This is a genomic window from Arthrobacter sp. CAL618, assembly GCF_000468215.1.
GTDB lineage: Bacteria > Actinomycetota > Actinomycetes > Actinomycetales > Micrococcaceae > Arthrobacter_D.
Genome location: NZ_ASZW01000246.1, coordinates 26,982 through 41,051 on the forward strand (window position 1 = coordinate 26,982; position 14,070 = coordinate 41,051).

The following is a 14,070-nucleotide window of genomic DNA, read 5'->3' on the forward strand; positions in this document are numbered from 1 at the left end:
CCGCCGCCAATACGTCTACCACACGGCCTGGCGGGAGAAGAAGGATCGCGAAAAGTTCGATCGTGCACTTGAATTCGGGGAAAAGCTGCCCGCCGCCCGACGAGTCATCACCACCCGCCTTCGCAGTGAGGGTATTCCTCGGGAGCGAGCCTTTGCCGCTGCACTACGAATCGTCGACTCAGGGTCACTCCGAATCGGCTCCGAGCAGTATGCGGAGACCAACGGATCCTTTGGGGTCACCACCCTGCAGGTGGAGCATGTCCGGATCAAGGGTCCGATGATCACCTTTGAGTTCCCGGGAAAGAGCGGTCAGCGGTGGGAATCATCCGTTGAGGATGCGGACCTTGCGGCGGCGATGCGGCCCATGTTGAAGCGGGAGCAGGCGGACACCGCTTTGGCCTACCGCACCCCCGACGGCGAATGGCATCGCGTCGACGCGTCGCAACTGAACGGGTTCCTCCGCCAGGTCACTGGCGAGGGCTTCACGGCCAAGGATTTCCGGACCTGGCAGGCCACAGTGGTTGCAGCAATGGACCTTGCCCGCAGCGACCTATTGGCCACCAGTAAGACCGCCCGGCAGAAGGCTGTGGCGGCGACAATGCGCGCAGTTGCCGAAAAGCTGGGCAACACGCCGGCGGTCGCCAAACGTTCCTATGTTGATCCGCGGCTGGTTGATCGGTTCATGGCCGGCGAAGTGATCGAGATTGCCAGCTACTCGGCTTCCGAGAAGGCTGTTCGCGGGCTGCTTAAAGCTTAGGGATCCTTCCCAGTTGAACCCGTTCATCAGTAGGCTTCACTCAAGGCGCCGGGGTCGGCGCAACCGTTCAACGAAAGGCGCACCATGAGCGAGCAAGCTAACGACGGACGCGACGTCAACCCAAACGAGGGCGGCGGAGCCACCTCTGACGAAAACTACCGCGGGGACGCCGGAGACCAGGCCAATGATCTGCGCTTCTCCGAGGAGCAGCAGCTCATCAACAGCCAGGCGAAAGGGGAGTTCCCGGACTCGAATAGCGAGAACCTTGAGCCAATCCCCGGCGGTGGCTACACCGGCGGTCAGAAAGAAAAAGAGACCGAAGGCGGCTACACCGGCGACCAGGACCCCGAGAAAGAGGGCGAGTACACGGACGTCGAGGAAGATCCAGCGGACGGTACCGGGCCTCAGGGAGAATACACGGATTCCGACACTGACCGCGGCACCCGCTAACTCCTAGTCCTTCGCGCCATTGATCTGGTGCGTTGCAGGTCAGGGAACGATGGGACCCTGACAAGCAACGCGCCAGGATCAATGCTGACGTCAAGTGAGGTGACGGCTCCGGAGAGGTCGCCGTCAAGCTGGGTCTCTGTAGGATCCGCTACCGTCACGGTGACCCGTCGTGCCTGATAATAGTTAATCACCGGGATGACGCTATGGGGGCGGAAGACAATCTTGGTCCCCAACCAGATCCACCCCACTATGCTGCGCGGGCTCATCACCACAACATCCAGATAACCGTCATCGAGGGTCGAGTTCGGGATCAGTTCGATGCCGCCCGGCAGCCGCCCGCAATTGGCGAAAAGCACGCTGTGCACCTTCCGGCTCTGAGCGGGCTGACCGTCGAGGCTAATGCTCACCCGCTGGCGCCTCCCCGGGAGGCTGCGGAACCCGGCCTCACTGTATGCCAGCCAACCCAACCGTTTTTTCAGGACGTCGCTGGTCGCCGCAACGACCACTGCATCAAGTCCAACGCCACCCATCACCAGGAAGACGTGCTCGGCACGGAACCCGGTCTGCTCGTTGTGTAACTCGATACGGCCCATATCAATTCGCCGCCCGTCGCCGTGAAGTGCAGCGCGCACGCTGGCTTTCAGGTCCGACACGGGAATCCCCAGATTGCGGGCCAGCAGGTTCCCGGTCCCCAAGGGCAGCAGCCCCAGCGCCGCATCCTGATGCGCCAGTGCCCGGGCAACGGCACGAACCGTCCCATCACCACCAGCGGCGATGACGACGTCGGCCCCCTCCCGCAGCGCCCGGCTCGCCTGCTCAAAACCCGGCTCGGAGACCGTGGTCTCAAAGACCAGGGGCGGGTCCCACCCGGCGTCAACGCATGCCGTTTCCACCTGGCCGCGCGCAAGATCGGCGTTGAGTTTTCCGGGGTGGATGATTAGGGCCACCCGCTGGCGGCCCGTCGGGGCCGGGAGGCGAGGCAGCGCCGTCGGAGCTGGATGCTGCCGGGAATGCAACCGGCGGACCCCCAGCCAGCTCATTGCGGAGGCGGCAGCGGCAAGGGCCAGGACAAAGAGGAGAATCAGGCGAATCGGCATGATGCACCTCAGCGTATCGCCATGAAGTGTCTGCCGGGGATAATCGTCCTGCGCCATTGATAGTCTTGGCTCGTGATCGATGTTAATGAACTCCGCGAAAACCCTGAGAAATTCCGCACCTCGCAGCGAGCCCGCCGCGCCGACGTTGCGCTGGTGGATGCGATCATTTCGGCTGATTCCCGCCGTCGTGAGGTGGTAACCAGCGCCGAATCCCTCCGGGCAGACCAGAACGCTTTCGGAAAGCGGGTCGCCCAGGCCAAAGGTGACGAAAAGCAGGCGCTGCTCGCAGAGGTAAAGGAGCTTGCCGCCTCAGTCAAGGCGGCGGCAGTCGAGGCTGAAGCGGCCAGGCAGGATCAGGACTCACTCCTTCGCCGGTTGCCGAACGCCATCCAGGACGGCGTCCCGGCCGGCGGCGAGGACGATTTCGAGGTCATCAAGACAGTCGGCACTCCACGGGATTTCAGCGCTGAAGGCTTCACCCCCAGGGACCACCTGGAAATCGGTGAGCTGATCGGTGCAATCGACATGGAGCGGGGGGCGAAGGTCTCGGGGTCCCGCTTTTACTTCCTCAAGGGTGTTGGTGCCCGGCTGGAGCTTGCGCTGCTGAACATGGCCATGGACCAGGCTATTCAGGCTGGTTTCACCCCCATGATCACCCCCACGCTGGTTCGCCCGGAAATCATGCAGGGTACTGGGTTCGACGTCGCCCACGACGCCGAAATCTACCGCCTGGCGGAGGATGACCTCTACCTAGTGGGCACTTCCGAAGTAGCAATGGCGGGCTATCATTCCGACGAGATCCTCGACCTTTCCGGCGGGCCGGTCCGTTATGCCGGCTGGTCCTCCTGCTATCGCCGGGAAGCTGGCTCACACGGCAAGGACACCCGTGGAATCATCAGGGTCCACCAGTTCAACAAGGTCGAAATGTTCGCTTACACCACCGAGGAAGAGTCCTACGCGGAGCACGCCCGCATGCTCGCGTGGGAAGAGGAAATGCTCGCCAAGGTGGAACTGCCCTACCGGGTGATCGATACTGCCGCCGGGGATTTGGGCATGTCCGCCGCCCGCAAGTTCGACTGCGAAGCCTGGGTTCCCACCCAGGAGGCTTACCGCGAGCTGACATCCACCTCTAACTGCACCACCTTCCAGGCCCGCCGCCTCAACATTCGGGAGCGGCAACCGGAGGGACAGAAGGGCACCCGGGCAGTTGCAACACTCAACGGCACGCTCGCCACCACCCGCTGGATCGTCGCTATCCTCGAGCACCACCAGAATGCCGATGGGTCAGTGACGGTTCCGCAGGCGCTCCGTCCCTACCTGGGCGGGCTGGAAGTGCTCCCGGTCCTCGGAGCATCCTGAGCCGACCTACCCCGGGGAGCAGCGAGTCTGGTTCACTGGAGTAATGAAAGAATTCTCCACTGCAGGCATCGAGGACCGGCAGACCGAACGCAAACTCATCGCCCTCGACGTCGACGGTACCCTCGTGGACCACGAGGGAATTATGTCCGAAGAGGTCCGTGATGCCGCGCGGGCGGTTGTCGACGCTGGGCATCAGGTCATCATCGCCACGGGACGCTCACTGGGAGCGGCGCTGCCCATCATCAAACAGATCGGCATCACCAGCGGGTACAGCGTGTGCTCCAACGGAGGAGTGACACTACGCGTCGATCCGACACTGGCCCACGGATTCGAAATTATTGATCGGGTCACCTTCGATCCCAGGCCAGCACTCGTCGCGCTGAGGGAGAAGTTGCCCACCGCCAAATATGCGCTTGAGGATGACGAGGGAAATTTCCTTGCCACCGAACGGTTTCAGGATGCCAGCTTCGGCGCCGAGACCCATACGGTGGACTTCGACGAAATGCTCGACGCTGCCGCGGTGCGGGTGGTGGTGTTCAGCACGGACAGCACTGCCGAACAGTTCGGGGAGGCGGTCGAGGCGATTGGCCTGCACGGTGTCACCTACTCGGTGGGGTGGACGGCCTGGCTGGATATTGCCGCGGCTGGTGTCACCAAGGCGAGTGCTCTTGAACTGCTTCGCCGACGTCTGGGTATCGACCCGTCCGGCACTGTTGCCATCGGTGATGGTCGGAACGACATCGAGATGCTCGAGTGGGCGGCCAGGGGTGTGGCGATGGGACAGTCACCCGATGAAGTGCTCGCGGCAGCAACCGAAGTGACGGCCAGCGTGTACGACGACGGTGCCGCGAAGGTCCTCCGCACCCTCGTCTAGCGCGCGGCACCCAGTCAGTAGACGCTGCCCGATTCGTAGGGCAGCGTCGCTGGTGGTAGCGCCGCCGGACCGGCCGTAAGGTCGAGGAGCCTGGCGGCCGCCGGACGGGTTGCCCATTCCTCCACCCAGTGCGACCTGACCACCGCCTTGCTGACCGCTTGGGTGGTGATACCCAGTTCCGCGGCGATCAGCTTTTGCTGACCCCGGGCGCCCGGGGTCAGCAGATCCAGCACGTTCCACTCGGCCTCGGTCCGGGTGAACACAATTTGCCCCAACAGCCGAAGCACCGCTTCAGCCTCCGCCGCTACCTGCGAGTCAGGTCCCTCCACGGCCAATGGAATGCGTTCGCCGGTCTTCTGCGCCCGGGTGACCGCCCGTCGCGCGTACACCAGGCCGTAGCCCTGGGCTTCGAGAATGTTTTCAGGGATGGGCGAGTGAACGCCACCCACGCCAATCCCAACATGCCATCGGCGGTGACGCAGGGCCGTAAGCGCGACGTCGATAGCAGTGGTGGCGTTATCGACGACACCTTGCAGTTCATCGCCCGTTGACCGCTGGAATGGCACCACGGTTTCGACATGACGCAACCCGCGCAGTAGATCATTGACCAGGTCACCCACCTCACGGGAGTCACGCTGGTTGATCGTTAAGACGTAGAGCATGGCTTCAGTATGCCTGAAGCCATGCTCTTAACCGGTGTAATCAACCGGAAAACGTTGTTTTTGAACCTGCTAGCGGCCCTGCGGCGTGGTGGTGGCGTTCTCGACATCGGCGTCGACGTCGCGGCCCTGTGGCTCGTCCTCTTCCCGCTGTTCCCCGAGGTCCTGGAACCGCTTCAGTGAGGCCTCCACCTCGGCCTCCGCGGCTTCCCGATCCGCCCAATCGGCTGCTTCAACCCATTTGCCGGGCTCAAGGTCCTTGTATCGTTCGAAGAAATGCTTGATCTCTTCCAGCAGGAAGGGTGACACATCCGAGAGGTCCTTGATGTGATCGAAGCGCGGGTCGGTGGGAACGCACAGCACCTTGGCGTCACCGCCGCCGTCGTCGGTCATGTTGAAGACGCCGATCGGACGCGACTCGACCAACACACCCGGGAGGAGGTCGAAGTCCTGGAGCATGACCATCGCATCCAGCGGATCACCGTCCTCACCGAGCGTGTTTTCGAAGTAGCCGTAGTGGGTGGGGTACTGCATTGAGGTGAAGAGGACACGGTCCAGGCGTAGCCGGTGCGTCTCATGGTCGATTTCATACTTGACGCGTGATCCTTTGGGGATCTCGATGGTGACGTCGAGGTTCATGGCACTCTCCTGTGGAATCCTGTGGGGCAGCGCGGCGGTGTGCCTCAAAGGCTGCCGCGTCGGTCTAATCTTAAACATATAGGGTGAGGGCGCATCTCGTGGGTTCGAACCAGTGTGACAGCCAATCGATTGGGGGACCTGGATGCTCCGCGGCGCACGCGTGATCACCGCAGCCCTCCTTGTTGCCGTGTTCGCGGTTCTGGCAGTGCCCCTGGGGTTTGCCGCTGTTCCATCGGTGGTGCGCGCCCTCGAAGAGCCGGCAGCCACGCCGCAGCCCAGCACCCCTGAGCTCCAGATACCGCCGTCGGAGCTGACTCCGCCTGCACACGTAGCGGCACTCGACCCTGAAGCGCCGCTCCCAGATCCCGGGCTCCTGACGGCAGCCCTCGAAGCCGAGCTCATGCTCGACGGCCCTGGGAACCTGTCGGGGGTGGTGGTGGACGCCATCTCCGGCGATGTCCTTTTCGACCAGGATGGGGATGCTCACCAGCTACCGGCATCCAATCAGAAGCTGCTCACCGCCGCCGCCGCGATGACCAAGCTTTCAGCCGAGCGGCGGTTCGAAACAACAGTGGTTGCCGGTGCGAGAAGCAGCGAGCTGGTGCTGGTTGCTGGGGGTGACGTGCTGCTGTCCGCCGGGGAGTCGGATCCGGACGCGGTGGTGGGCCATGCCGGCCTGCAAACCCTTGCCAATGAAACCCTCGACGCGGTGGACCCGGCTGACGGGCCGTTCACCATCCTGCTCGATGACACGATGTTCGTGGGACCCACACTCAACGCAGGATGGTTGCCGGGAGACATTGCGGCAGGAGAGATAAGTCCCATTTACCCGTTGGCGATCAATTCGTCATGGGTGGAAGAGGGCGTCTCCCGGGGGCCCCGCTCAGCCGACGCGGCATTCGACGCCGCAACGGCCTTCAGCGCGGCGTTTGCCGCCGCTGGCAGCGAAGCCGGTGTGGAGGTGGCGGCGGAAGTCATTCGGGCCTCAGCGCCTGCCGACGCCGTCGAGCTGGCAGCGGTCGCATCGGCAACCGTGGAACAACAGGTTGAGCATATGCTTCTCACCAGCGACAACTATCTCGCCGAGACACTCGCCCGGCTGGCGGCGGNNNNCCGCTGGCCAGCCGGCATCGTTTGGTGGCGCCACCGATACCATCGATAGCGTCCTGGGCCAGTTGGGAGTGCCCGGGGAGGGGCTGGTAGTCGGCGACGCTGCTGGGCTCTCGCCGCGCAACGACGTGTCGCCAGCTCAGCTCGCCGCAGTGGTGCGGGCCTTGGCAATCTCCGAAGATCCTGCGCTCGTCGCGGCCCTGGGGGGCATGCCGATTGCTGGACTATCCGGCACCCTGCAGGATAGGTATGAGCTGCAGGGTCCTGCCGCTAACGGCGCCGGTCTGGTGAGAGCAAAAACGGGAACACTCAACGCGGTGACCGCGCTCAGCGGGTACGTGGTCACTGTTGACGGACGGCTTCTGGTGTTCTCGTTTATTGCCGGAGAATTGGACGGAAACACTGTCGCGGCGCGTACCGCAATCGACCGGACGGCAGCGGCCATCGCGGGTTGCGGTTGCCGATAGCTGCGCCAATCTTCACAGGCTAGTGTGGTCGAATGGACCACATGGAGAGCAACTTTTCGTCCACTGTCCGCCACAAGGCACCGCCTCAACTCATCAACTGGGAGCTGGCTGCCGCTAGCGCAGCCAAACTCACGTCCGCTGGGCCGCAGGTCAGTCCACGGGAGATTGCCGAGGTTGTCGCTGAACTCCGCGCCGCTGCTGACGCATCGATCGGCTACGTCCACCAGATCACCGGGCTCGACGCCGCCAAGGACCTGCGGGACTCCGATCTGTTGATCGTGGATCGGGCGTCCTGGGCGAAGGCAAACACCCAGAGCTTCCAGGCGCTGATGGCGCCAGCGCTGGAGCATCTTTCACGCACCAAAAAGGAGCAGCTCACCACCGCCAGCGCCGCGCTCGGCGGAACCCTCACCGGTGCCCAGTTCGGTGCAATCCTGGCCTTCCTCTCCTCAAAGGTGCTTGGACAATACGACCCCTTCGGGCCGGCGAAAAACGGATCAGGCGGGCGCCTGATGCTCGTAGCACCCAATATCCTCGCGGTGGAGCGTGAGCTGAACGTAGAGCCTGCCGACTTCCGGTTGTGGGTATGCCTTCACGAGCAAACCCACCGGGTCCAGTTCGCCGCCGCACCCTGGTTGAAGGACCACATGCTGGCGCACATTTCCGAGCTGACCGAGGGGTTGCTGGATAAGGCGGATGGACTCTCCGACCGACTGGCGAAGGCGGCAAAGGGTCTCACCAGCGGCGGTGCTCCCACCGACAGTGACAGCAAAGACAGCGACCCCAAAGACAGCGACAACGGAATCCTCTCCCTGCTCCAGGATCCGCAGGACAAGGCTCGCATGTCACACCTCACCGCCGTCATGAGCCTCCTCGAAGGGCACGCGAACGTGGTGATGGACGCCGTTGACTCAAGCATCGTCCCGAGCGTCAAAACCATTCGCCGCCGCTTCAACGCGCGGGGAAAGTCACGCGGCCCGGTGGAGAAATTCCTGCGGCGGGTCCTTGGGCTCGATGCCAAGATGCGGCAGTACAGCGACGGTGCGAGGTTTGTGCGTCGGGTCGTGGACCGGGTGGGTATGGAGGGATTCAACAGCGTCTGGACCAGTGCAGAGCACCTTCCGACTGAGGAAGAAATCCATGCCCCTGACAAGTGGATCGCCCGGATGGGGTTGCGCAACGGTGGTTAGGCGACCCCGGCTCAGCCCGGTGGTGGCCAACGCCCGCAACCTGCTGCAACACGCCCTTGAATCGGGGGGAACCCCGGTGGGGTCTCTCATCCTGGTGGCCTGCAGCGGAGGACCCGACTCTTTGGCACTGGCATCCGTCGCAGCACACTCAGCCCGCTCCGGACGGTACCGGGTAGGAGCGGTGGTAGTGGATCACGGCCTCCATCCAGACAGTGCAGCGGTCTCCGCGCAGACGGCAACCAAGCTCACAGAGCTGGGGCTGGAACCGGTGAGTGTACGGGCAGTCACTGTCGACCAGACAGGCATGGGACCGGAAGCGGCGGCGCGTACGGCCCGGTTCGGGGTTCTGGACGCGGCTGCAGCCGAACTGGGTGCGTCAGCGGTGCTCCTTGGCCACACACTTGATGACCAGGCGGAGCAGGTGCTGCTGGGGTTGGCGCGCGGATCCGGCACCAGGTCCCTCGCCGGCATGCCGGCCCAGCGCGGCCGCTACCTTCGGCCCTTCCTGGGACTGCGTCGTGAGGAGACGGTCGAAATTTGCCGTTTCGAGGGCCTTGAACCTTGGCATGATCCGTCAAACTCTGATCCCAGCTTCGCTCGTTCCCGGGTCCGAACCCAGGTACTGCCCTACCTGGAAGACCAGCTCGGCCCAGGGGTGGCCCGGGCACTGTATCGCACCTCACGCATTCTGGCGCAGGACGCCGACTATCTGGATCGGGTCAGCCTGGAAAAGTATGAGCAACTGCACGTGCTCGACGGCAACGACATCCTGCTCCCCGAAGACGCACTCCGCGCGCTGCCGCCATCCCTCCGGCAGCGCGTCCTGGCCCTCACTGCCGTCCGGCTCGGCGGGGAACAGCCGAGTTTTGAAAGGATCCGTGCGACAGAGACGTTGCTGGAGCGCCGTGGCTCTGCCGGCCCGGTGCAACTTGGCGGATTCATCAGCGTGCACCGTCAGGTGCGCGGGAAATCCGTTCCCCAAGGGGACCCAAGCTATGGCAGTCTTGTCTTTAGAAACAACCGCGCACTTTCCTAAGCCCTTCGGTGCCGCCCTATCCAAACCCTCAGGAGCAATTGGTGGATTCACAGGACGTCCATGACGACCTCAAGCATGTTCTCTACACAAAAGAGGAAATCCAGCAGCGCGTAGCCGAGCTGGCGGCCCAGATAGACGCCGACTACGCCGGCCGGGACATCCTGATCGTCGGTGTACTGAAGGGCGCAGTAATGGTGATGGCTGACCTGGCGCGTGCACTGCATTCCCACGTCACCATGGACTGGATGGCGGTATCGTCATACGGATCTGGCACCCAGTCTTCGGGGGTGGTGCGTATCCTCAAGGACCTGGAAACCGATCTGATGGGAAAGCACGTCCTTATCGTGGAGGACATCATTGACTCGGGTCTGACCCTTTCCTGGCTGAAGTCCAACCTGCAGTCCCGCGGACCGGCCTCCGTTGAGATCTGCACCCTCCTGCGGAAACCAGAAGCCGCGAAGGTCAGCATCGACGTGAAGTACGTCGGCTACAACATTCCCAACGAGTTTGTGGTCGGCTACGGCCTGGACTTCGCAGAAAAGTACCGCAACCTTGACTTCATCGGTACCCTCGCCCCGCACGTCTACGAGTAGACCGGGTCACCAGCGGGGCGGGCACACTCGAAATCTGTCCGCCCATAGGGAACTTATGCGCAATTTGGTGCGTGGTTGTGTGAAGACGGTGTAAAGCTTGGGTAGCAGCTTTCGTTGCGCGCGGACCGCGTTGCCGTAAGCGATATTTGGTTTGTTAAGCAGGAGGGACAGGGTCTCGCAGCCCTGAGACGAATGAAATTTAAGAACCTTTTCAAGGGGCCCATTTTTTGGATTGTGCTCGCCGTGGTGGCGCTGCTGATCATTTTGCCCAACCTGTTCAGTACCAGCAGTTCGCGGGTTGACACCAATGTTGGGCTGGACCTGCTGAACGACAACCAGGTGGAGCAGGCCAAGATTTACGACGGCGACCAGCGGGTTGATCTCACGCTGCGTGACGACTACGAGGATATGGGCCGCAGCGTCCAGTTCTTCTTCAGCACCGCCCGTGCGGAGGACGTGGTTGCAGCGATCAACACCTCCGACGTCGACGGTTTCACTGATCAGCCAGCCGAAAGCAACTGGTTCACCAGCCTGCTCGGTCTACTCCTGCCCCTCCTGATCATCGGCGCCATTTTCTGGTTCCTGCTCTCCCGGATGCAGGGCGGCGGATCCAAGGTGATGCAGTTCGGCAAGTCCAAGGCGAAGCTCGTCACCAAGGACATGCCGCAGGTCACCTTCAATGACGTCGCCGGCGCTGACGAGGCGGTCGAGGAACTCCACGAAATCAAGGAATTTCTGCAGGAACCGGCCAAGTTCCAGGCCCTCGGTGCCAAGATTCCCAAGGGCGTACTGCTCTACGGTCCCCCGGGGACCGGCAAGACCCTGCTGGCCCGAGCGGTAGCCGGCGAGGCGGGGGTTCCGTTCTATTCCATCTCCGGCTCCGACTTCGTGGAAATGTTCGTCGGCGTGGGCGCCTCACGGGTGCGTGACCTGTTCGAGCAGGCCAAGGCGAACGCGCCCGCGATTATTTTCGTTGACGAGATCGACGCCGTCGGACGCCACCGTGGCGCCGGCGTCGGCGGCGGCAACGACGAGCGCGAGCAGACCCTGAACCAGCTACTGGTTGAAATGGACGGCTTCGATGCAACATCGAACGTCATCCTCATCGCTGCCACCAACCGGCCCGACGTCCTGGATCCTGCGCTCCTTCGGCCCGGACGCTTCGACCGGCAGATCGGGGTTGAAGCACCCGACATGCTGGGCCGGGAACACATCCTCACGGTGCATTCCAAGGGCAAGCCGATGGCTCCGGGGGTGGACCTCCGTTCGGTAGCCAAGAAGACCCCAGGTTTTACCGGCGCTGATCTGGCCAACGTCCTTAACGAGGCGGCCCTCCTGACCGCACGTTCAAACGCCCAACTGATCGACGACCGGGCACTTGACGAGTCGATTGACCGGGTGATCGCCGGACCGCAGAAGCGCAGCCGGGTCATGAAGGAACTGGAACGCAAGATCACCGCCTACCACGAGGGTGGGCACGCCCTGGTAGCGGCCGCCCTGCGCAACACCGACCCGGTCACTAAGGTCACCATCCTCCCGCGTGGCCGCGCCCTGGGCTACACGATGGTGCTGCCCAGCGACGACAAGTACTCGATCACCCGCAATGAGCTGCTGGACCAGTTGGCCTACGCCATGGGCGGCCGGGTAGCGGAGGAGATCGTCTTCCACGACCCATCGACTGGTGCATCCAACGACATCGAGAAGGCAACTGCCACGGCCCGCAAAATGGTCACCCAGTACGGGATGAGCGAGCGGATCGGTTCGGTCAAGCTCGGACAGGGTGGAGGTGAGCCGTTCCTCGGACGGGACATGGGTCACGAGCGCAATTACTCTGATCACATCGCGTACATCGTCGACGAAGAGATCCGCAGGCTGATCGACAACGCCCATGACGAGGCGTACGAAATTCTGACCGAGAACCGGGATGTGCTGGACCGTGTCGCGCTGGAGTTGCTGGAGCGGGAGACACTGAACCAGGCGGAAATCGCGGAGGTGTTCACCGAAATCCGCAAGCGTGACCTGCGCGACGTCTGGTTGTCCAAGGATTCCCGTCCGGTACACGCCCTGCCTCCGGTGGTCTCAAAGAAGGAGCGCGAGGAGGCCAGCGAGGCCGGCGAACCTGCACCCGAGACCGTTGCACCCCAGGATCAGATTGCTGACGCGCAAATCGTTGGCGACTTTGATGTTCACGGCAACGATCTGCCTGAGCCCGAGTCCGGCGAAGGCTCACCCGGCAAAGGTGGCGCAGAGAGTTCCCAGCCCTAAACGGTGGGATTGCAGGTACCGCGTAGGATTGGTTCAGTGACCGAATTCGACGACGAGGTGTTCTCGGCGGCCCTTGAAGCGGCCGGTTCCCCAGTAGACCAGCCCAGAATCCAACGTGCAGTGCGGGAAATCCTTGCTGCCATTGGAGAGGACCCCGACCGGGACGGGCTGGTGGAAACCCCCAAACGGGTTGCAAAGGCCTACGCCGAGTTCTTCGCGGGGCTCCATCAGGACCCAGCGGAAATCCTCTCCACCACCTTCGAAATTGATCATGAAGAGCTGGTCCTGGTCAAGGACATCCCGTTCTACTCCACCTGCGAGCATCACCTGGTTCCTTTCCACGGGTCAGCCCACATCGGGTACATCCCCTCGGCGGAGGGGCGTGTCACCGGGCTAAGTAAGCTGGCCCGGCTGGTGGAAGTGTTCGCGCGCCGCCCCCAGGTGCAGGAGCGGCTGACCACCCAGATTGTTGAGGCGCTCATGACGCACCTGCAGCCAAAGGGTGCCATTGTGGTTATCGAGTGCGAACACATGTGCATGTCAATGCGTGGAGTTCGCAAACCTGGAGCGAAAACTGTCACTTCAGCCGTCCGCGGCCAGGTGCGCGACCCCGCCACCCGTGCCGAAGCCATGAGCCTGATACTCGGAAGATAGGACACCACATATCGATGGATTCACTCGCTGCGGCGCCGGGAACCGGACCCGCCACATCACCAATTCCTGTCCTGAGGGTCTCCAGAGTGGCGAAGACCCTGGCAGACCTACCCACCGACCGTTCACTCGTGATGGGTGTACTGAACATCACCCCTGATTCCTTCAGCGACGGCGGGCGCTTCACCAGCGCCGATGAGGCTATCGCGGAAGGCCTCAGGATGCATTACGCCGGCGCGGACATCATCGATGTGGGGGGCGAATCCACCCGCCCCAACGCTGACCTGGTCAGTCCGGACGAGGAACAGAAACGGATCCTGCCGGTGGTTAAGGCCCTGGTGAAGGCCGGTGCCCTCGTCAGCGTGGACACCATGCACGCCTCGACGGCAGGGAAAGCGCTCGACGCCGGCGCTGCGTTGGTGAACGACGTTTCCGGCCTGGACTACGACCCCGAGATGCCCGCCCTGATTGCTGAGCGGAAGGTGCCCTACGTTCTGCTGCACCGCCGCGGCACGGCCGCGACGATGGGCTCACTCGCCGAGTACGAAAATGTCGTCGACGAGGTGATCGCCGAAATGAGCCAGGTTCGGGACGCTTTCGTCGCAGCCGGTGTGGAGCCACACCAGATCATCCTTGACCCAGGCCTCGGGTTTGCCAAGGATGAGGCCCACAACTGGACAATCCTGCGCGCCATTGACCGGTTCAACGCGCTGGGCCATCGGGTCCTGATCGGTGCTTCACGTAAGCGGTTCCTGGGGACGCTCCTCACCTCGGCGGGCAAAGCAGCCGCACCGCAGGAGCGCGACTCGGCAACCGTTGCGGTGTCGGCGCTGGCCGCGGCCGCAGGCGCCTGGGGTGTGCGCGTGCATGAGGTGGGGCCCAACCTGGACGCCGTCAAGGTTTCCGCCGCGTGGACCGGCTAG

The 14,070-nt window shown here is 63.1% G+C and carries 14 protein-coding genes and 1 pseudogene; 12 read left to right on the forward strand and 3 right to left on the reverse strand.

Annotation, left to right across the window (positions count from 1 at the left end):
- A pseudogene (locus tag K728_RS0114655) lies at positions 1–757 on the forward strand (DNA topoisomerase IB); the annotation flags it as partial.
- An 84-nt stretch (positions 758–841) separates the two neighbouring features.
- Positions 842–1,207 (forward strand): hypothetical protein, encoded by a 366-nt coding sequence (locus tag K728_RS0114660; RefSeq protein WP_019484000.1) that lies wholly within the window; start codon positions 842–844, stop codon positions 1,205–1,207.
- Here the strand turns inward: K728_RS0114660 and K728_RS0114665 are convergent.
- Positions 1,204–2,304, reverse strand: coding sequence for a diacylglycerol/lipid kinase family protein (locus K728_RS0114665; RefSeq protein ID WP_024477149.1), 1,101 nt, complete (start codon positions 2,302–2,304; stop codon positions 1,204–1,206). The genes K728_RS0114660 and K728_RS0114665 overlap by 4 nt on opposite strands.
- 72 nt (positions 2,305–2,376) lie before the next feature.
- Between K728_RS0114665 and serS the strand changes: the two genes are divergently transcribed.
- Positions 2,377–3,663 (forward strand): serine--tRNA ligase, encoded by a 1,287-nt coding sequence (gene serS, locus K728_RS0114670; RefSeq protein ID WP_019483998.1) that lies wholly within the window; start codon positions 2,377–2,379, stop codon positions 3,661–3,663.
- 43 nt (positions 3,664–3,706) lie between these two features.
- Positions 3,707–4,537: an HAD family hydrolase gene (locus K728_RS0114675; protein WP_019483997.1), complete on the forward strand. Its 831-nt coding sequence runs from the start codon at positions 3,707–3,709 to the stop codon at positions 4,535–4,537.
- Between the two features lie 14 nt (positions 4,538–4,551).
- Here the strand turns inward: K728_RS0114675 and K728_RS0114680 are convergent, their stop codons facing one another.
- Both K728_RS0114680 and K728_RS0114685 read right to left on the reverse strand, forming a co-directional pair.
- A complete protein-coding gene (locus tag K728_RS0114680) occupies positions 4,552–5,199 on the reverse strand; it encodes a hypothetical protein (RefSeq protein WP_024477150.1) in 648 nt (215 codons plus the stop codon).
- 69 nt (positions 5,200–5,268) lie between these two features.
- Complete coding sequence (locus K728_RS0114685; RefSeq protein ID WP_024477151.1) at positions 5,269–5,835, reverse strand: inorganic diphosphatase; 567 nt, start codon at positions 5,833–5,835, stop codon at positions 5,269–5,271.
- A 400-nt stretch (positions 5,836–6,235) separates the two neighbouring features.
- Between K728_RS0114685 and K728_RS22415 the strand changes: the two genes are divergently transcribed.
- From K728_RS22415 to folP, 8 genes are all read left to right on the forward strand, one after another.
- Positions 6,236–6,997, forward strand: coding sequence for a D-alanyl-D-alanine carboxypeptidase (locus tag K728_RS22415; RefSeq protein WP_443110998.1), 762 nt, complete (start codon positions 6,236–6,238; stop codon positions 6,995–6,997).
- A gap of 13 nt (positions 6,998–7,010) precedes the next feature.
- A complete protein-coding gene (locus K728_RS22420) occupies positions 7,011–7,412 on the forward strand; it encodes a D-alanyl-D-alanine carboxypeptidase (protein ID WP_272944197.1) in 402 nt (133 codons plus the stop codon).
- Positions 7,413–7,453: 41 nt separating this feature from the next.
- Positions 7,454–8,602, forward strand: coding sequence for a zinc-dependent metalloprotease (locus K728_RS0114695; RefSeq protein WP_019483994.1), 1,149 nt, complete (start codon positions 7,454–7,456; stop codon positions 8,600–8,602).
- Between the two features lie 43 nt (positions 8,603–8,645).
- Positions 8,646–9,638 carry a tRNA lysidine(34) synthetase TilS gene (gene tilS / locus K728_RS0114700; RefSeq protein WP_024477153.1) on the forward strand — a complete coding sequence of 331 codons (993 nt, stop codon included), beginning with the start codon at positions 8,646–8,648 and terminating at the stop codon, positions 9,636–9,638.
- A 41-nt stretch (positions 9,639–9,679) separates the two neighbouring features.
- Positions 9,680–10,231, forward strand: coding sequence for a hypoxanthine phosphoribosyltransferase (gene hpt / locus K728_RS0114705; protein WP_024477154.1), 552 nt, complete (start codon positions 9,680–9,682; stop codon positions 10,229–10,231).
- Between the two features lie 192 nt (positions 10,232–10,423).
- Positions 10,424–12,496, forward strand: a complete 2,073-nt coding sequence (gene ftsH / locus K728_RS0114710; RefSeq protein ID WP_019483991.1) for an ATP-dependent zinc metalloprotease FtsH — start codon at positions 10,424–10,426, stop codon at positions 12,494–12,496.
- Between the two features lie 36 nt (positions 12,497–12,532).
- Entirely contained in the window at positions 12,533–13,150 is a 618-nt protein-coding gene (gene folE / locus K728_RS0114715) for a GTP cyclohydrolase I FolE (protein WP_019483990.1), read from the forward strand.
- Between the two features lie 14 nt (positions 13,151–13,164).
- The gene (folP, locus tag K728_RS0114720) at positions 13,165–14,070 is read left to right on the forward strand and encodes a dihydropteroate synthase (protein WP_024477155.1); all 906 of its coding nucleotides are present in this window, start codon (positions 13,165–13,167) and stop codon (positions 14,068–14,070) included.